This is a genomic window from Pseudomonas sp. WP18 (assembly GCF_036689585.1).
GTDB classification, from domain to species: Bacteria; Pseudomonadota; Gammaproteobacteria; order Pseudomonadales; family Pseudomonadaceae; genus Aquipseudomonas; species Aquipseudomonas chlororaphis_E.
This window is the reverse complement of record NZ_CP144758.1, coordinates 3,410,945-3,428,906: the sequence shown is the minus strand read 5'-3', so window position 1 is coordinate 3,428,906 and position 17,962 is coordinate 3,410,945. Positions and strand designations below refer to the sequence as shown.

The 17,962-nt window shown below is 65.0% G+C and carries 14 protein-coding genes; 8 read left to right on the top strand and 6 right to left on the bottom strand.

The annotated features are described in order from the left end of the window. Positions 1-11: 11 nt before the first annotated feature. From V5F23_RS15110 to V5F23_RS15095, 4 genes are all read right to left on the bottom strand, one after another. Entirely contained in the window at positions 12-2,582 is a 2,571-nt protein-coding gene (locus V5F23_RS15110) for an EAL domain-containing protein (RefSeq protein ID WP_338495498.1), read from the bottom strand. 142 nt (positions 2,583-2,724) lie between these two features. Next, a complete protein-coding gene (locus V5F23_RS15105; protein ID WP_338495496.1) occupies positions 2,725-4,518 on the bottom strand; it encodes a thiamine pyrophosphate-requiring protein in 1,794 nt (597 codons plus the stop codon). Between the two features lie 276 nt (positions 4,519-4,794). After that, positions 4,795-6,114, bottom strand: a complete 1,320-nt coding sequence (locus V5F23_RS15100) for a HAMP domain-containing sensor histidine kinase (protein WP_123579130.1) — start codon at positions 6,112-6,114, stop codon at positions 4,795-4,797. Beyond that, on the bottom strand, positions 6,111-6,851 hold the full coding sequence (locus tag V5F23_RS15095; RefSeq protein ID WP_047737859.1) for a response regulator: 741 nt from the start codon (positions 6,849-6,851) through the stop codon (positions 6,111-6,113). Before V5F23_RS15095 ends, V5F23_RS15100 begins: the two co-directional genes overlap by 4 nt. A gap of 228 nt (positions 6,852-7,079) precedes the next feature. Between V5F23_RS15095 and V5F23_RS15090 the strand changes: the two genes are divergently transcribed. The 3 genes from V5F23_RS15090 (at position 7,080) to V5F23_RS15080 (ending at position 9,214) form a co-directional block, all read left to right on the top strand. Continuing rightward, positions 7,080-7,343, top strand: coding sequence for a DUF2790 domain-containing protein (locus V5F23_RS15090; RefSeq protein ID WP_047737861.1), 264 nt, complete (start codon positions 7,080-7,082; stop codon positions 7,341-7,343). 186 nt (positions 7,344-7,529) lie between these two features. After that, complete coding sequence (locus V5F23_RS15085) at positions 7,530-8,768, top strand: cytochrome c biogenesis protein DipZ (RefSeq protein ID WP_123579129.1); 1,239 nt, start codon at positions 7,530-7,532, stop codon at positions 8,766-8,768. 101 nt (positions 8,769-8,869) lie between these two features. Continuing rightward, on the top strand, positions 8,870-9,214 hold the full coding sequence (locus V5F23_RS15080) for a hypothetical protein (protein WP_338495492.1): 345 nt from the start codon (positions 8,870-8,872) through the stop codon (positions 9,212-9,214). A gap of 16 nt (positions 9,215-9,230) precedes the next feature. Here the strand turns inward: V5F23_RS15080 and V5F23_RS15075 are convergent, their stop codons facing one another. Beyond that, positions 9,231-11,111 carry a sigma-54-dependent Fis family transcriptional regulator gene (locus tag V5F23_RS15075; protein ID WP_042732457.1) on the bottom strand — a complete coding sequence of 627 codons (1,881 nt, stop codon included), beginning with the start codon at positions 11,109-11,111 and terminating at the stop codon, positions 9,231-9,233. Between the two features lie 343 nt (positions 11,112-11,454). Here V5F23_RS15075 and V5F23_RS15070 point away from each other — a divergent pair, with 343 nt between their 5' ends. From V5F23_RS15070 to V5F23_RS15050, 5 genes are all read left to right on the top strand, one after another. Beyond that, entirely contained in the window at positions 11,455-12,528 is a 1,074-nt protein-coding gene (locus V5F23_RS15070; protein ID WP_042732456.1) for an NAD(+)/NADH kinase, read from the top strand. 2 nt (positions 12,529-12,530) lie between these two features. Further along, positions 12,531-13,508, top strand: coding sequence for a thiamine pyrophosphate-dependent dehydrogenase E1 component subunit alpha (locus V5F23_RS15065; RefSeq protein ID WP_047737870.1), 978 nt, complete (start codon positions 12,531-12,533; stop codon positions 13,506-13,508). A 34-nt stretch (positions 13,509-13,542) separates the two neighbouring features. Further along, positions 13,543-14,559, top strand: coding sequence for an alpha-ketoacid dehydrogenase subunit beta (locus tag V5F23_RS15060; RefSeq protein ID WP_042732553.1), 1,017 nt, complete (start codon positions 13,543-13,545; stop codon positions 14,557-14,559). Then, positions 14,559-15,671, top strand: a complete 1,113-nt coding sequence (locus V5F23_RS15055) for an acetoin dehydrogenase dihydrolipoyllysine-residue acetyltransferase subunit (RefSeq protein WP_338495488.1) — start codon at positions 14,559-14,561, stop codon at positions 15,669-15,671. Before V5F23_RS15060 ends, V5F23_RS15055 begins: the two co-directional genes overlap by 1 nt. An 83-nt stretch (positions 15,672-15,754) precedes the next feature. Beyond that, positions 15,755-16,819 (top strand): 2,3-butanediol dehydrogenase, encoded by a 1,065-nt coding sequence (locus tag V5F23_RS15050; protein WP_234408019.1) that lies wholly within the window; start codon positions 15,755-15,757, stop codon positions 16,817-16,819. Positions 16,820-17,010: 191 nt separating this feature from the next. Here the strand turns inward: V5F23_RS15050 and V5F23_RS15045 are convergent, their stop codons facing one another. Further along, complete coding sequence (locus V5F23_RS15045) at positions 17,011-17,928, bottom strand: dihydrodipicolinate synthase family protein (protein WP_047737879.1); 918 nt, start codon at positions 17,926-17,928, stop codon at positions 17,011-17,013. Positions 17,929-17,962: the final 34 nt, after the last annotated feature.

Genomic DNA, 17,962 nt, shown 5'->3' with positions numbered 1-17,962 from the left:
CTTGCGAGGGCTCACAGCCACCGCGGGGTGGTAAAGAACGAGGCCATTTCCGAGCGGGCCAGAGGCGAGCCGAAATAGGGGCCTTGGACATGGTCGCAGGCCACGCTGCGCAACTGGCGGAACTGCCGGGCGTTCTCGATGCCTTCGGCGGTCACCCTCAACCCCACGCTGCGACTCAGGCGGATCATGGCGAGTACGCCTTCCTCATCCTGCTCCAGGCCCAGTTGCGAGAGGATGTTGCGATCGAAGCGAATACCATCGAATGGCTGGTTCAGCACTTCGCGCAAGGACGCGATGTTGGTGCCGAACTTGTCGATATTGATCCGTACGCCCAGGTTTTTCAGGGCATGGAGGGTCGCGGCGACCGCCTTGTGATCGGCCAGCAGAACCCCTTCAGCCACCTCCAGGGTCAGCCGATGCGACGCCAGGCCGCTGGCATCGAGGGCCGCTTGCACCTGCTTGAGCAGGAAGCTGCTGCTGAACCACCTGGGGGAAACCGCGATGGACACGCTGACCGCGCTCGGCCAGCTCACCGCTTCTTCGCAGACGTTGATCAGCATCCAGGTGCCCAGTTCTTCCAACTGGCCGGAAGTCTCGGCAATGGGAATGAAATCGGCGCCCCCCAGTTCACCTTTCTCGGGGTGGTGCCAGAAGGCCTGCGCCTCGAACCCATGTAATTGTTCGGCGTTCATGTCGAAGCGAGGCAGGTAGCGCAGTTCCAGTTGGCCCTGCTGCATCGCGTCGCGCAGTTGCTGTTCGTAGCGGCGCCGGTCGCGGGCGACATTGCCCATGGCTTCCACGTACACGCGCCAGGTGTTGCGGCCCGCGGCCTTGGCGGCGTACAGGGCGATGTCGGCTTGGCGCAGCAATTCGTGGGCGCGCTCGTCGCCCGGTTGCGCCCAGGCAACGCCAATGCTCACGCCCAGGTACAAGGTGTTGCCGTCCAGGTGCATCGGCCGCTGCATGCAATCGATCAGGCGCTGGCAGAGCTGGTCGAGGTCACTGGCGTCGCCCGGTTCAGGCATGACGATGACAAACTCATCGCCGCCCAGGCGCGCCACCAGGTCGGTGCTGCGTACGTTCTGCTGGAGGATATGGGCCACTTCCTTCAAGACCTTATCGCCCACGGCGTGGCCCAGGGAATCGTTGACCGGCTTGAAGCGGTCCATGTCCAGGTTCAGCACGGCCAGCGGTGCGCCGTCGGTGCGGCCGAGGTGTTCGCTGAGGCAGTCGAACAAGCGATTGCGGTTGGCCAGCCCGGTCAACGGGTCGTGGAGCGACAGGTGCTTGATCTGCGCCAGCGCCCGCAACTCCTCGGTGATGTCGGTGGCGGTGCCGCGAAAGCCCAGGGTGCCGGCCTCGATGGCCCGCACGGCGATCTTGCAGGTGCGTGTGCGCAGGTTGCGTGCGGTGTATTCGCACAGCAGTGCGGTCGGCTCGGCACTGTTGGCGCCGCCCAGCAGCCAATGGGCGATGGAAATCGATCCGTCATGGGGATGAAGCAACCGGTGCAGCGGCTTGCCCAGCCATTCCGCCGGACTGAAGCCGGTCACTTGTTCAAAGCGTTCCGACAGGTAGGTGAGGGTTCCGGCCGAGTTGACTTCCCACAGCCAGTCGGACGATACCTCGGCAATGTCGCGGAAACGCTCTTCACTGCGCTCCAGCGCCTTGCGATGGGCCAGCAGGCTGGCGTACTGGCGCTCCTGGGCGCGGAGCATGACCAGGGCATGGCGCAACACCGCCAGCGCCAGGATCGCCAGCACCAGCAGCGCCACGGCCAGCACCGGCAGCAAGGCCTTGCGCAGGTCACTGCCCGGCGTCAGCGGGCGCCAGGCCAGTGCCTCCTGGGTCAGGTCGTTCAGTAGAAACTGGGCGGTGTCGGGTGGTCCGGGCGAGCGGGCGACGTGGGCATCGGGCAGGACGAAGTCCCGCGCCAGGTTCTGCAACGACGCGCCATCGAGGACCTTGACGAACAGCATCAGGCTGGGCGGGCCGGGAATGTGCGGCACGCTGTTATCCGTGCCGGTGGTGATGGCGGACGTGGCGACGAACGCTGGGGCGCCGTCGTGGTGCAGCATCTCGACGATGACTTCGTCGCGATTGTTCTCGGTGCTGGCTTTTTTCTCCAGGGCCCGCAGGTTGCCGGTCAGCCAGGCGTCGGCGGTGACGTCGCTCAGACGCCCGTCGATCACCGAATAAACGGTCTTGCCGGTCGGGGAAATAACGAACACGGCCTGGTAGCCGTAGAGCGAAAAGACGCTGCTGCCGACGTTTTCCTGGTCGAAGGCCCAGGCCTTGTCCACTTCGACATGCAGGTGGCGGTAGGCGTCGCTCCACTTGGAGTAGTCGTTCAAGTCCCGTGCGATGCCGGTGCGGATGCCCTCGATGGCCCGTTGGGCGAAGAACAGGCTCTGTTCACGGGCGCGTTGGTCCTGGGCGGCCGTGATGTTGAGCAACACGGCAATCGCCAGGGCCGACATGAAAAACAGCACCAGCATGATGGCCGGGAAGGTGCGGCGAGTGAAGTTTCGGCTTGGCGAGCCCGAGAGGACAGTTGAGTCGTTGCCAGCATCTTCAGTCATAAACAAGCCATCAGCTAAACGCGAAATATCCCGCACGTCCCTGTATCGGCTGTCTGATCGATTAACTTAATTGACCCGACAGTCGACACGGCCCGTGCGGGGCGGCCGTTGGCGTTGCCTGAAACCAGGCTGGTGTTGTGGTTCAGTCTTTTTTGGTGCCCGGCAGCAGGGCGCCCAGCACCTGTTTGGCGGTCTCGACCACGATGCCACGTTCGTTCGGGTCACCCTGCAGGAGCGTGGAGGCGAACTTCTTCGCCTGTTCCAGCTTGATGTGCGGTGGCAGCGGCGGCACGTCGGGGTCGGTGCGAAATTCGATCAGCACCGGCCGTTGCGCCGCCAGCGCTTGCTCCCAGGCCGCCGCCACATCGTCCTCGTGCAGCACCAGAATGCCCTTCAGGCCGATGGATTCGGCGAACAGGTGGTAGGGCACGTCGGGGATGTCCTGGGAGGCCTCGAACTTCGGATCGCCCTCCATCACCCGTTGCTCCCAGGTCACCTGGTTCAGGTCGCGGTTGTTGAACACCGCGCAGATCCAGGTGCCGTTGGCCCAGGTGCGCCAGTACTTGGCAACGGTGATCAGCTCAGCCATGTTGTTCATCTGCATGGCGCCATCGCCCACCAGGGCGACCACTGGCCGATCCGGGTGGCAGAACTTCGCCGCAATGGCATAGGGCACGGCGGCGCCCATGGACGCCAGGCCGCCGGACAGCGAGCACATCATGCCGCGCCGGATCTGGATATCCCGGGCGAACCAGTTGGCGCAGGAGCCGGAATCGCAGGTGATGATGGCGCGGTCCGGCAGCCTCGGCGACAGCTCGAACGTCACGCGCTGCGGATTGATCGGCTTGGCCGCGACCAGGGCACGCTTTTCCAGAGTCTTGTCCCAGCGTTCGCGCCAGTGCTCGATCTTCTTGCGCCAGGTGCGATCGGTCTTCGTTTCGAGCAGTGGCAGCAGGGCCCGCAGAGTGTCGGCGCTGTCGCCGTGCAAGCTGACCTCCATGGGGTAGCGCAGGCTGAGCATGTCCGGTTGAATGTCGATCTGCACGCCGCGGGCCTGGCCTTCAGGAGGCAGGAATTCGGCGTAGGGGAAGCCGGAGCCGATCATCAGCAGCGTATCGCAGCCGGCCATCATGTCGTCGCTGGGTTCAGTGCCGAGCAGGCCGATGGAGCCGGTCACCCAGGGCAGGTCGTCCGGTACGGCGGCCTTGCCGAGCAACGCCTTGGCCACGCCGGCCCCGAGTTTCTCGGCGACGGCGATCACTTCGTCGGTGGCCCCTAGTGCACCGGCGCCTACCAGGATGGCGACTTTCTTGCCGGCATTGAGGACCTCGGCGGCCTTGCGCAGATCGTCTTCGTACGGCACGACCCTGGGCTTGCGGTAGCCGACGCCGGAATGCACCGTGCCGTGCTTGTGGGGCGGGGCGGTGTATTCCAGGTCCTGGAGGTCGTTCGGCAGGATCAGCGCCGTGACCCGGCGCTCGCCCACGGCCGTGCGCACGGCGCGATCGAGCAGGTGGCGGACCTGGGACGGTGCGCTGGCCTGCTGCACGAACGCTCCGGCGACGTCCTTGAACAGGCTGACCAGGTCCAGTTCCTGCTGGTAGTGCCCGCCCAGGGCTGCGCGAGCCTGTTGGCCGCAGATGGCCAGCACTGGCATGTGGTCCATGCGGGCGTCGTAGAGGCCGGTGATCAGGTGCGAGGCGCCCGGCCCGGAGGTGGCGATGCACACCCCCAGTTCACCGGTGAACTTGGCGTGGGCACAGGCCATGAACGCGGCCATTTCCTCGTGGCGGGCCTGGATGAAGCGGATTTTCCCGTTCGCCCGGTTCAGGGCGCCGAAGACCCCGTTGATGCCATCGCCCGGATAACCATAGATACGACGAACCCCCCATTCATAAAGGCGTTCCACCAGAAAATCACCGACGGTCATGCTCATGTCTGTCCCTCGTAGGTAGGCCGCGCAGGCGCGCGGCGTTGACGGTCATACAGGACTGGACCGATGTAAGCGGTTCAAGGTTTCGATTTTTTCCGGCGGCAGGGGTAACGAAAAAGATCACTGGATTAGTCAATGTGGCGAGGGGATTTATCCCCGCTGGGCGGCGAAGCGGCCCTGGAACCTGTCGCCTCGGTGTGTCAAGAGGATTGAGTCAGCTGCGTTGGGGCTGCTGCGCAGCCCAGCGGGGATAAATCCCCTCGCCACATTGGATCGCGGTTAACTCATCGAGGTGTCGCGACCCAGGCGCAACTCGGCGCACAGGCCGCCGCCGTCGCGGTTGCTCAGGGTCAGCGAGCCGCCCATGGCGATTGCCAGTTGCTGGGCGATGGCGAGCCCCAGCCCGGTGCCGCCGGTTTCCCGGTTGCGCGAGCTTTCGACCCGGTAGAACGGCTTGAGTACTTCGGCCAGTTCCTGTTCGTCGATACCGGGGCCACGGTCCAGGACCTGGATCGACAGTTGCCCGTTGTCGGTGGGCTGCACATGGAGCTGGGCCGCGCCGCCGAATTTCAGTGCGTTGTCCACCAGGTTGACCAGCACGCGCCGCAAGGCATGGGGGCGGGTGTCGATGACCGCGGCGTTTTTTCCGGACAGGTGCACGTCCTTGCCGGTGTCCTGGTAGTCGAACACCAGGCTGTCGAGAAACGCGTCGAGGTTGATGCGGCAGCTGGCCTCGGTGGCGCCATGGATGCTGCGGGCATAGGCCACGCCTTCGCGCACCAGGTGCTCCATCTCGCTCAGGTCGCTCCAGAGCTTGTCCTTTTCCAGGCCATCGTCCATGAACTCGGCGCGCAGCTTCATGCGCGTGATGGGCGTCTGCAAGTCATGGGAGATCGCCGCCAGCAACTGCATGCGCTCCTTGAGGTAGGCGGCGATGCGGTCCTGCATGGCATTGAACGCCTTGGCGGCGTGCAGCACCTCGGTGGGGCCTTTTTCGTCCAGGCGCACGCTGTGGGCATTCGGGTCGAGGGTTTCCACCGCCTGGGCCAGCCGGGTAAGCGGGCCGACGGCAATGCGCACGGCCAGCCAGGTGCAACCGATCAACAGCGCCAGTTGCCCCAGCAAGACCATCGGCAACCACGGCGACAGCGGCACCATTGCCGGGCGTACGTCGATGGTCAACGGGCTGCCGTCGCTCAAGCGAAGGTGAGCCTGGTAGTGCTTCTGCGGCCCGGGCAGGTCGGTGAAGGTCAGGGCGTAGGCCTGGCCGATGGCGTCCTGGATCGAGCTCATCGAGATCGGCGCATCGTCGGTCTGCATCGGCTGGCCGGCCTGGCCTTCTTCCAGCAGGTAGCCGTAGTTGCGCCGGGCGAGTTTCGGCAGCCAGGCCGGGCGCTCGGCGGCGGGCAGGCGGTCGAGGATGGCGACGGAGGTGGCGACGTCGGTTTCCAGGTTGCCGAGCATGGTCGACTTGGCGCTCTGGTAGCGCTCGTAGTACTGGGCGCCGAATGACAGGCCCTGGGCCAGGATCAGGCCGACCAGGAAAATCAGCGACAGCCTCGACGCGAGGGTGCGTGGCCAGCGCAGCGGCAGGTTCATACCGACGCCTCGAGGATTTCCACCGGCAGCGAGAACACATAACCTTCGCTGCGCACGGTCTTGATGTAGGCCGGTTCCCGGGCATCGTCCAGCAGGCGCTGGCGCAGGCGGCTGACCAGCAAGTCGATGGAACGGTCGAACAGGTCGGCGTCCCGGCCCTGGGTCAGGTTGAGCAACTGGTCACGGTTGAGCACCCGCTGCGGATGGTCCAGGAACACCCGCAACAAACGGTACTCGGCGCCGCTCAGGGCCACCAGGGTGCCGTCGGTATCCAACAGGTGGCGGGCGGTGGTGTCCAGGCGCCAGCGGCCAAACCCCAGCAGGCGACCGCTTTCGGTGACCACCAGGTTGGGCGGCAGCATGCGGGTGCGGCGTAGCACGGCGTTGATGCGGGCCAGCAGTTCCCGGGCGGCGAAGGGCTTGACCAGGTAATCGTCGGCGCCCATTTCCAGGCCGATGATGCGGTCGGTTTCGTCATTGCGGGCGGTGAGCATCAGCACCGGCGTAGCCTTGTGCTTGCCGGCGCGCAATTCGCGGCACAACACCAGGCCGTCATCGCCGGGCATCATGATGTCGAGCACGATCAGGTCCACCGGGGTGGTCTCCAGGAACGCCCGCATCTGCCGGCCATCGGCGACGACGGTGGTGCGCAGGCCGTTCTTCTTCAGGTAGTTGCCCACCAGCTCTCTGATCTCGCGATCGTCATCCACAATCAATACGTGATCGACATGATCCATGGTGCCCAGTCCCCTTGGCGTTTCGGTGTGGTCAGTCTACAGGCGCCAGCCGGCGCGGCTCGCGGCGGTTTGTATTGCAGTGTATCTGGCGCGCGACGGATACACATGGATGCAAAAAGCCCCCCGGCCCGATACAGGCGCGATACCTGGGCAGCATTCAATGGCGTCTAACGGGGCAACGCAACCGGCCTCGACAGAAAACCCATTGACTGCACCGAGGACACCGCCATGAACACCAAAGCCATCTACGCCGCCTGCCTCTTCGCCGCCCTGAACATCTGCACGCTGTCCGCCCGGGCCGAAGGCAACGTCCAGGCGCAAACCTACACCTACGGCACCCACCTGGACATCCAGAAAGTGCTCTCGATGACCGAAGATGCCGGCCCGGACTGCGGCGTGGTCAACGCCCACATGACCTACCTGGATTCGGCAGGTCACCAGCAGGCGCTGGACTACAGCAAGTTTTCCGATCATTGCAGTGACGGGAACTGAGTACAGCATCAAGAATGTTTCCAACCACTGTGGCGAGGGGATTCATCCCCGCTGGGTTGCGAAGCAACCCCAAATCCTCTCACTGCGATGTGACAGCGACTTCCAGGGGACCGCTTCGCGGTCCAGCGGGGATGAATCCCCTCGCCACAAGGGCCCGAGTCGGCCTGACTTCTGATAGGTGATGCCATGCTTCTGATCGCTTTCCTCGGCGGGATCCTGACGATCCTCAGCCCTTGTATTCTGCCCGTGGTGCCGTTCCTGTTCGCTCGGGCCAATCGTGCGCCGGGTTCCATGTTGTTGACCCTTGGCGGCATGGTGCTGACGTTCGCCCTGGTGTCGAGCCTGGCGGTGGTCAGCAGCGACTGGGTGCTGCGCGCCAGCAACGTCGGCCGGCAAGTCGCCCTGGCGGTGATGGTGCTGTTTGCCTTGTCGCTGATCTTCAGCCGGGTCGGCACCTGGCTGGCACGGCCGCTGGTGCACCTGGGCAACCGGGTGGACGCCGGCGCCGGGCGCCTGGGTGGGCCGCTGGCATCGGTGCTGATCGGCGTCGCCACCGGGCTGCTCTGGGCGCCTTGCGCCGGGCCGATACTCGGCGTGATCCTGACCGGTGCCATGCTGCAGGGCGCCAACGCCGGAACCAGCCTGTTGCTGCTCGCCTATGGCCTGGGCAGCGCCTTGTCCCTGGGCACCTTGATCTTCGCCGGACGCGGCGTGGTCTCCCGGCTGAAGCTGTCCTTGCCGGTGACGGCCTGGCTGCGCCGGGGCAGCGGAGTGGTTGTGCTGTTGGCTGCGGTGGCGATTGGCACCGGTGCCGATGATCGGTTATTGGCCAACACCTCTTCACAAGGGGGCGCGAGCCTGGAGCAGAGCCTGCTGGACAAGGTGCCCAAGGCGATCGACTACGTGGTCAGCAAGGCCAGCGCCAGCCCCATGCCGACCCTTGAGGCCAAGGGAGACATGCCTTCGCTGGACGGCGCGGTGCAATGGTTGAACTCGCCGCCGCTGAGCGCCGAATCGCTGCGCGGCAAGGTGGTGCTGGTGGACTTCTGGACCTACGACTGCATCAACTGCCAGCACACGCTGCCCTACGTGAACGGCTGGGCGAAGCAATACGAGAAGGATGGGCTGGTGGTCATCGGCGTCCATACCCCGGAATACGGCTACGAGAAGATCATCGACAACGTGCGTGAGCAGGTGCGCAAGCTGGGCATCCACTACCCGGTGGCCATCGACAATCAATATGCGATCTGGCGTGCCTTCGACAACCAGTACTGGCCGGCGCATTACTTCATCGACGCCAAGGGGCAGGTGCGCTACAGCCACTTCGGCGAAGGGCGCTATGCCGAGCAGGAACAGGTGATCCAGCAGTTGCTGCAAGAGGCCAAGGCGGACGCAGCCGCAATTCATCACACCAAAGGTCAATAGTGCACAAATCCTGTGGCGAGGGGGCGCACGTCAGTGCTGGCCCCTTGCTTGCGAAAACGTCGTCAAACTTCTTTTATTTCAGAATGTTGAGCGACAGACCTATGAAGATTTCTATGTCGAGCCTGGCGCGGTGGGGCGCGGTGACGGTTCTCCTGGCGGCCGTCTCGCTTGAGGTCCAGGCCAGGGCGCTGACGCAAAACCAGCAATCGGTGTGTCGCTGGGGATCGGACATCGCGGCAGGGGCACAGGCCTCGAAACTGTCCGGGATCACCCTGTACGGCGCACGCAAGAAGCTGCAGGTGCGCAAGTTTCCCCGGCCCTGGATGCGCATGACCGCCCTGGGCATCACCGAGCAGACCTACAACAGTGCCTCGCGCCTCAAGCCCGCCGCAGTCAAGCAGACCTACTACGAGCAGTGCGTGCACCACGAGCTGGCGCAGAAATGATCGAGCGCCAACCGCGCTAAGCCGGCCTGCGCCCCGGCATTTCGATGCCATGCTGGTGGACCCGTCGATACAGGGTCGCCCGGGAAATGCCCAGGGCCCGGGCAGCAGCCGTGGGCTTCCAGCGATGGCGCACCAAGGCATCGAGTAGCGCCTGGCGTTCCGGGCTGGCGCTCGGTTCCGACGTTTCCAAGGCAACGTCACTGCCGTGCAGTGACTCGGGCAGGTGGCGGAGTTGGATCACGTCGGCGTCGCACACCGCGCAGGCGTAGCGCAGCACATGGCGCAACTGGCGGATATTGCCCGGCCAGTGATAGCCGAGCAGGCATTCCAGGGCCGCGTCGCTGCATTGCACAGGCGTGCCGCACAGCGCCGCCTCCTCGGCGAGAATACGATTGATCAGCGCCAGTCGATCCGTGCGCTCGCGCAGCGGTGGCAGTTGGAAGCGGGCGCCGCCGAGGCGGAAGTACAAGTCTTCGCGAAATTCGCCGCTGGCCACCAGCGTCTCCAGGTCGCGGTGCGTGGCGCAGATCACCTGGATGTCGACGGCCTTGCGCCGTGAAGCACCCAGCGGCGCCACTTCGCCTTCGGCCAACACCCGCAGCAGGCGGGTTTGCAGCGCCAGCGGCATGTCGCCGATCTCATCCAGGAACAACGTGCCGCCATCGGCTTGTTGCAGCAGGCCTTGCATGCCTTTGGCCGACGCGCCGGTGAAGGCCCCGGCGACATAGCCGAACAACTCGCTCTCGATCAGACTTTCGGGAATCGCCGCGCAATTGAGCGCCACGAACGGGCGATCACGACGTTCGCTGGCCTGGTGCAGTTGACGGGCGAACACTTCCTTGCCGGACCCGGTTTCGCCCTGGACCAGCACCGGCAGGTTGCGGTCCTTGACCCGTACCGCCAGGCGCAGGCTGTCGGCCAGGCGTGGATCGAGCTCGGCCGGTGCCAGCGCGACCCGGGGCCGACTGGTGGCCCGCTGGCGTGGCGCGCTGAGGCGGCCGTGCAGGGCTGGGCCGTTGCCGTGGCCCAGCAGGGGGTAGAGGTGTTCGTCTCGGGCACGGTGCAGCCACTGTTGATCGAACACCTGGCTGATATGGCTCGGCAACTGGCCGTAGCGTTCCAGCAGGTATTGGCGGGCAGCCGGGTTCAGCGCTTGCAGGCAACCGTCGTCGTCCCAGGCGAAGAGGAAGTCCGGTTGGCTGTCGACATAGCCGGCGTTGCGGTGACCGCGCAGCACCCAGTAGCCCTGGGCGCTGCTGAGGAAAAACGCTTGTTCGATCTCCCGGGCGCTCTGCACCACCATTTGCCGGATCAGGTGCTGCGAGCGCCGATCATCCGGTGAGCGCACCGCCGACACGTCCAGCACGCCGAGCAGTTCCCCCTGAGGGTCGAAGACCGGGGCCGCCGAGCAGGTCAGGCCGATGAACGCGGCGCGGAAATGGTCGCGCTTGTGCACCGTCACCGGTGCCTTGGCCGTGAGCACGGCCGCCACCCCGCAGGTGCCTTCTTCACCCTCCGACCAACAGGTGCCCAGGTAAAGCCCGGCCTTGCGGCAGTCGTTGCGCAGGGTGGTTTCTACGCGGTAGTCGATGGTCTGGCCCTGGGCGTCGGTCAGCAACACGCAGTAATCGGCGTCGCGCACCCGACCATGGAGGCGGGCGACTTCTTCGCTGGCGATGTTGAGGAACAGTTCGGAGCGCTCGCGACACTGCTTGAGCACGTCCTCGGAGAGGATGCGCGGGCCCTGCAAGGAGCCTGGGTCCAGGTGGTGTTGCTCCATGGACCGACGCCAGGAGTCGAGGATCAGGTCCGGCACGGGCAACTGGGGCAACCGGTCGGCGTTCTTCACCACGCGGCTGACGCAATCGACATGCGCCCGGGAGTGAGCGGAAAGCATGGGGCCTCCGATTCAGCTTCTTATCGTTGTGCGCCCATTAAGCGCCGTTCGCCGGACGCAGACAAGCCTGGCCGGCCTCAGGGCTGGGGTGAGACGCCACGTCTCACGGTCTCGGCAAGCACCCGTGCAGGCTGACATGCGGCGTCTCACGGGGCCTGGCCTCTGGCACCCGTTCATTTCGTCTGGAGGCCTCTGGAACGGGCTTTCAGCGGGTTTTCTCAGGAACTGGCACCGGCCTTGCTCTGTGCCTAGGGCCCGCTCGACGGGTCTTCGAATAATAAAAACGAGGTGCGCCCATGTCTTTCTGCCCAGGTCGTTTTCCCTTCACGCTGACGGTGACGTCATGAGTCGCCGGCCCTTGACGGTGGGCATCATCGCCAACCCGGCATCGGGCCGTGACGTTCGGCGCCTGACCGCCAACGCCGGGCTGTTTTCCAGCACCGACAAGGTGTCGGTGATCCAGCGCTTGCTGGCCGCGTTCGGCGCCACGGGTGTTGAGCAGGTGTTGATGCCCACCGACATGATTGGCATGGCCGCCGCTGTGCTGAAGAACAGCCACGGCCGCCAGGCGCGCAGCAGCCACTGGCCGGCCTTGGAGTTCCTTGACCTGACCCTGCGCCAGACCGTCGAGGACACCCGACGGGCGGCGCGGTTGATGGCCGAACGCGAGGTCGCGCTGATCGCTGTGCTGGGCGGTGACGGCACCCACAAGGCCGTGGCCGCCGAGGTCGGCGACATCCCGCTGCTGACCCTGTCCACCGGCACCAACAATGCTTTTCCCGAACTGCGCGAGGCCACCAGTGCTGGCTTGGCCGGCGGGTTGTACGCCAGTGGCCGGATCCCGGACTCGATCGGCTTGCGCCGCAACAAGCGCTTGTTGGTCTGTGATGCCGGACGTGGCTTGCGCGAAGTCGCCTTGGTGGACGTCGCCGTGTCGCCGCTGCGCTTCGTCGGCGCCCGGGCCATCAGTCGCGCACAGGACCTGGCCGAAGTCTTCGTGACCTTCGCCGAACCGCAATCCATTGGCCTGTCGGCGCTGTGCGGCTTGTGGTTTCCGGTTTCACGCCAGGCACCGGGGGGCGCCTGGATGCGCCTGGACCCGCAATCCCCCGAAGCGCTGCTGGTGCCGCTCGCGCCAGGGCTGCTGCAAGGCTGTGGCGTGCTCGCTGCCGGGCCCCTGGAACCTGGCATCGCCCACGGCCTGTCGCTTTCCAGCGGCACCCTGGCCCTGGACGGTGAGCGGGAAATCGAATTCAACGCGCAGGACCGGCCAACGGTCACCCTCGATGCCGGCGGCCCGCTGAGCATCGACGTCAATGCGGTGCTGGCCTACGCCGCGCAACACCGTTTGCTGGCAATCGGCCGCGAACACCCGCAACACCCTCTGAATCTTCAAGAAGACACCCCAGGAGAATAAAAATGTCGACACCGCTCACCCACGATCAACTGCTGCACGCCTACCAGGTGATGCGCACCATCCGTGCGTTCGAAGAGCGCCTGCACGTGGAATTCGCCACCGGCGAGATCCCCGGCTTCGTCCACCTTTATGCCGGCGAAGAGGCGTCGGCCGCCGGGGTCATGGCGCATCTGGGCGATGACGACTGCATCGCCTCCAACCACCGTGGCCACGGCCATTGCATAGCCAAGGGCGTGGACGTCTACGGGATGATGGCCGAGATCTACGGCAAGAAAACCGGGGTCTGCCAGGGCAAGGGCGGCTCGATGCACATTGCCGATATCGAGAAGGGCATGCTCGGCGCCAACGGCATCGTCGGGGCGGGCGCGCCGCTGGTGGTCGGCGCCGCGCTGGCGGCCCGGCTCAAGGGCACCGACAGTGTCGCCGTGGTGTTCTTCGGCGATGGCGGCTCCAACGAAGGCGCGGTGTTCGAAGCCATGAACATGGCGTCGGTGTGGAACCTGCCGTGCCTGTTCATCGCCGAGAACAATGGCTACGCCGAAGCGACCGCCTCCAACTGGTCGGTGGCCTGCGATCACATCGCCGACCGCGCCGCCGGCTTCGGCATGCCCGGGGTCACGGTGGATGGCTTTGATTTCTTCGCCGTCCATGAAGCCGCCGGCGCCGCGGTCGAGCGTGCCCGGGCGGGCGAGGGGCCCTCGCTGATCGAGGTCAAGCTGACGCGCTACTACGGCCACTTCGAGGGCGATGCCCAGACTTACCGGGCGCCCGACGAGGTCAAGCATTTCCGCGAGCACCAGGATTGCCTGATGCAGTTCCGTGAACGCACGACCCGGGCCGGGTTGCTGACGGTCGAGCAACTGGACCTGATCGATAAGGAGGTGGACCTGTTGATCGAGAACGCGGTGTACAAAGCCAAGTCCGATCCCAAGCCCACCGCGGCGGACCTGCTGACCGACGTCTACGTCTCCTACCCCTGAACGCCCCTATAAAACAAGAACAGAGAATTCCATCATGGCGAGAAAAATCAGTTATCAGCAGGCAATCAACGAAGCCCTGGCCCAGGAAATGCGCCGCGACGCCAGCGTCTTCATCATGGGCGAAGACGTCGCCGGCGGTGCCGGTGCGCCCGGTGAAAACGACGCCTGGGGCGGTGTGCTCGGCGTCACCAAGGGGCTCTACGACCAGTTTCCCGGGCGTGTGCTCGACACCCCATTGTCGGAAATCGGTTACGTCGGCGCGGCGGTCGGCGCGGCCACCTGCGGCGTGCGCCCGGTGTGCGAACTGATGTTCGTCGACTTTGCCGGCTGCTGCCTGGACCAGATCCTCAACCAGGCGGCGAAGTTTCGCTACATGTTCGGCGGCAAGGCCGCCACGCCGTTGGTGATCCGCACCATGGTCGGCGCCGGCCTGCGCGCCGCCGCCCAGCATTCGCAGATGCTCACCTCCCTGTGGACCCACATCCCGGGGCTCAAGGTGGTGTGCCCGTCCTCGCCCTATGACGCCAAGGGCCTGCTGATCCAGGCGATCCGCGACAACGACCCGGTGATCTTCTGCGAGCACAAATTGCTCTACAGCCTGCAGGGCGAAGTCCCCGAAGAGCTCTACACCATCCCGTTTGGCGAGGCGAATTTCCTGCGCGACGGCAAAGACGTGACCCTGGTGTCCTACGGACGCATGGTCAATACCGCCATGGACGCGGCGCGTAGCCTGGCCGGGCGCGGTATCGACTGCGAAGTCCTCGACCTGCGCACCACCAGCCCGATGGACGAGGACAGCATCCTGGAGAGCGTCGAGAAGACCGGCCGCCTGGTGGTCATCGACGAGGCCAACCCGCGCTGTTCCATGGCCACGGACATCTCGGCGCTGGTGGCCCAGAAAGCCTTCGGTGCCCTCAAGGCCCCGATCGAAATGGTCACCGCGCCCCACACTCCGGTGCCGTTCTCCGATGCCCTGGAAGACCTGTACATCCCTGACGCGGCGAAGATCGAGCAAGCCGTGCTCAACGTGATCGAGTGGAGCAAGCGCTGATGAGCCAGATTCATACCCTGACCATGCCCAAGTGGGGCCTGTCGATGACCGAAGGCCGGGTCGATGCCTGGCTCAAGGAGGAGGGCCAGGCCATCACCAAGGGCGATGAGGTGCTGGACGTGGAGACTGACAAGATCTCCAGCAGCGTCGAGGCGCCGTTTTCCGGCATTTTGCGTCGGCAGGTCGCGCGCCAGGACGAGACCCTGGCGGTCGGCGCCTTGCTCGGCATCGTGGTGGAGGGCGAAGCCAGCGAGGCCGAGATCGACGCCGTCATCGAGCAGTTCCAGTCCAGTTTCGTGCCGGGCGATGCCGCCGCTGAGGACACCGGGCCGAAACCGCAGAAAGTCGAGCTGGACGGCCGGGTGATCCGCTACTTCGAACGTGGTGAAGGGGGCACGCCGTTGGTGCTGGTGCACGGCTTTGGCGGCGACCTGAACAACTGGCTGTTCAACCATGAAGCCTTGGCGGCGGGCCGTCGGGTGATTGCCCTGGACCTGCCGGGCCATGGCGAATCCGCCAAGGCCCTGCAACGTGGCGACCTGGATGAACTGAGCGGCGTGGTGCTGGCCTTGCTCGATCACCTGGACATCAGCGTCGCGCACCTGGTGGGGCATTCCATGGGTGGAGCGGTGTCGCTGAACGCCGCGCGCCTGACACCCCAGCGAGTGCGCTCCCTGACCTTGATCGGCAGCGCAGGCCTGGGCACGCAGATCAACGGCGGTTACTTGCAAGGCTTCGTCGAGGCCGCCAACCGCAACGCCCTCAAGCCGCAACTGGTGCAGTTGTTTTCCAATGCCGAGCTGGTCAACCGGCAGATGCTCGACGACATGCTCAAGTACAAGCGCCTGGAGGGGGTGGACGCAGCCCTCAAGCAACTGGCGGCAACGCTGTTTACCGACGGCCGGCAACAGACCGACCTGCGGGAGGTGGTGCAGGCCGGCCACGTACCGACGCTGGTGATCTGGGGCAGCGACGACGCGATCATCCCGGCGGCCCATGGCGAGGGGCTGGCGGCACGGGTCGAGGTGCTGTCCGGCCAGGGCCATATGGTCCAGATGGAAGCGGCCGAGCAGGTCAATCGGCTGATCCTCGAGTTCATCCAGCAGCACTGACTCATCCGGGCGGCGAGCGAATCGCGGCCCCTTCAATTTCTGGAGGCAACACGATGAACGTTTCAATCACGCCTACCCGCAGCATGCGCGCCGCCGTCTGGCATGGCCGCAACGATATTCGCGTCGAAGACGTGCCACTGCCGGTGGCGCCGCCTGCCGGTTGGGTACAGATCCGCGTGCACTGGTGCGGCATCTGTGGTTCCGACTTGCATGAATACGTGGCCGGGCCGGTGTTCATTCCGGTGGACGCGCCGCACCCGCTGACCGGGATCAAAGGGCAGTGCATCCTCGGCCATGAGTTCTGCGGTGAGATCGTCGAGCTGGGCGCCGGGGTGGAAGGTTTCAGCGTCGGCGAGCCGGTGGCGGCGGATGCCTGCCAGCATTGCGGCACTTGCTACTACTGTACCCACGGGCTCTACAACATCTGCGAGAACCTGGCCTTCACCGGGTTGATGAACAACGGCGCCTTTGCGGAACTGGTCAACGTGCCGGCCAACCTTTTGTACAAATTGCCCGCCCACTTTCCGGCCGAGGCCGGTGCGTTGATCGAGCCGTTGGCGGTGGGCATGCACGCGGTCAAGAAGGCCGGCAGCCTGTTGGGCCAGAACGTGGTGGTGGTTGGCGCCGGCACCATCGGCCTTTGCACCATCATGTGCGCCAAGGCGGCTGGCGCGGCCCAGGTGATCGCCCTGGAAATGTCCGGCGCGCGCAAGGCCAAGGCCCTGGAAGTCGGCGCCAGCCATGTGATCGACCCGAACGACTGCGATGCCCTGGCCGAAGTGCGTCGTTTGACGGGTGGCCTGGGTGCGGATGTGAGCTTTGAGTGCATCGGCAACAAACACACCGCCAAACTGGCCATCGACCTGATCCGCAAGGCCGGCAAATGCGTGCTGGTGGGGATTTTCGAAGAACCGAGCCAGTTCAACTTCTTCGAATTGGTCGCCACCGAGAAGCAGGTGCTGGGCGCGCTGGCCTACAACGGCGAGTTCGCCGACGTGATCGCCTTCATCGCCGATGGCCGCCTGGACATTTCGCCGTTGGTGACCGGGCGCATTCAACTGGAGCAGATTGTCGGGCAAGGGTTCGAGGAATTGGTCAACAACAAGGAACACAACGTCAAAATCATCGTGTCGCCCGCACGGATCTGAGAGCGCCTGAGGTAGGCGATTTTTGGCGATGGCCGGCGACGGTCATCGCCCTTTTTTTACCCGACTGAACCGCCCGGAATCCTGTGGGAGCGGGCTTGCTCGCGAAGATGGCGGTCTATCCAGCATGGTTTTGCCAGACAGACCGCTTTCGCGAGCAAGCCCGCTCCCACAGGCCGTGATCTATGGGGGCTTCAGAGGCCGACATCCGGCAGCACCGGCCGGTTGGCCAGGGCCTTGGCCATGATCTGTTCCACATACACCCGGTCTTCCTCAGGCAAGGCCAGGCGGGGCGGGCGGGTGAGGGCGCTGCCGCGGCCGGCGATGGCTTCGCAGAGCTTGATGCATTGCACCAGGTCGGCGCGGGCGTCCAGGTGCAGGATCGGCATCAGCCATTCGTAGATCGGCATCGCCTCGGCGAAACGCCCGGCGCGGGCCAGGCGGAAAATGGTTTCGCCTTCCTTCGGGAACACGTTGGACATCCCCGAGACCCAGCCTTCGGCGCCCACCGCGAGGCTTTCCAGCACGACGTCGTCCAGCCCGGCGAACAGCACGAAGCGGTCGCCCACTTCATTGCGCACGTCGATGAAGCGCCGGGTGTCGCCGGACGAATCCTTGAAGCACACCACGTTGTCGCAGTCGGCCAGGGAAATCAGAATGTCCGGGGTCACGTCGTTCTTGTAGATCGGCGGGTTGTTGTAGACCATCAACGGCACGTCGGCCTGGCGCGCCACGTAGCGAAAATGCTCGGCGGTCTCGAACGGCTTGGAGCCGTAGACCAGCGCCGGCATCAGCATCACGCCATCGACGCCGACCTTGCGTACCGCGTTGGCGACCTTGGCCGCCTGCACGCTGGTGAACTCGGCCACCCCGCAGATCACCGGGACCCGGCCACGGGAGGCGTCCACCGCGACTTCGGTCACGGCGATCTTTTCCTCGGCGCTCAACGAGGTGTTTTCCCCCACCGAACCACAGACCACCAGGCCCGAGACGCCGTCACGGATAACGTTGGAAATCACCTGGTGGGTTTTTTCCAGGTTGATGGAAAAGTCATCGTTGAATTGGGTGGTGACGGCGGGAAATACGCCGCTCCAGTTGATGCGTTTGCTCATGGTTGTCTCCGGTTGTGGATAGTACTGTGGCGAG

What these genes read in the sequence shown, in the direction of transcription:
- V5F23_RS15110 (WP_338495498.1), bottom strand. Translation starts at nt 2,582, where the DNA reads ATGACTGAAGATGCTGGCAACGACTCAACTGTCCTCTCGGGCTCGCCA.
- V5F23_RS15105 (WP_338495496.1), bottom strand. Translation starts at nt 4,518, where the DNA reads ATGAGCATGACCGTCGGTGATTTTCTGGTGGAACGCCTTTATGAATGG.
- V5F23_RS15100 (WP_123579130.1), bottom strand. Translation starts at nt 6,114, where the DNA reads ATGAACCTGCCGCTGCGCTGGCCACGCACCCTCGCGTCGAGGCTGTCG.
- V5F23_RS15095 (WP_047737859.1), bottom strand. Translation starts at nt 6,851, where the DNA reads ATGGATCATGTCGATCACGTATTGATTGTGGATGACGATCGCGAGATC.
- V5F23_RS15090 (WP_047737861.1), top strand. Translation starts at nt 7,080, where the DNA reads ATGAACACCAAAGCCATCTACGCCGCCTGCCTCTTCGCCGCCCTGAAC.
- V5F23_RS15085 (WP_123579129.1), top strand. Translation starts at nt 7,530, where the DNA reads ATGCTTCTGATCGCTTTCCTCGGCGGGATCCTGACGATCCTCAGCCCT.
- V5F23_RS15080 (WP_338495492.1), top strand. Translation starts at nt 8,870, where the DNA reads ATGAAGATTTCTATGTCGAGCCTGGCGCGGTGGGGCGCGGTGACGGTT.
- V5F23_RS15075 (WP_042732457.1), bottom strand. Translation starts at nt 11,111, where the DNA reads ATGCTTTCCGCTCACTCCCGGGCGCATGTCGATTGCGTCAGCCGCGTG.
- V5F23_RS15070 (WP_042732456.1), top strand. Translation starts at nt 11,455, where the DNA reads ATGAGTCGCCGGCCCTTGACGGTGGGCATCATCGCCAACCCGGCATCG.
- V5F23_RS15065 (WP_047737870.1), top strand. Translation starts at nt 12,531, where the DNA reads ATGTCGACACCGCTCACCCACGATCAACTGCTGCACGCCTACCAGGTG.
- V5F23_RS15060 (WP_042732553.1), top strand. Translation starts at nt 13,543, where the DNA reads ATGGCGAGAAAAATCAGTTATCAGCAGGCAATCAACGAAGCCCTGGCC.
- V5F23_RS15055 (WP_338495488.1), top strand. Translation starts at nt 14,559, where the DNA reads ATGAGCCAGATTCATACCCTGACCATGCCCAAGTGGGGCCTGTCGATG.
- V5F23_RS15050 (WP_234408019.1), top strand. Translation starts at nt 15,755, where the DNA reads ATGCGCGCCGCCGTCTGGCATGGCCGCAACGATATTCGCGTCGAAGAC.
- V5F23_RS15045 (WP_047737879.1), bottom strand. Translation starts at nt 17,928, where the DNA reads ATGAGCAAACGCATCAACTGGAGCGGCGTATTTCCCGCCGTCACCACC.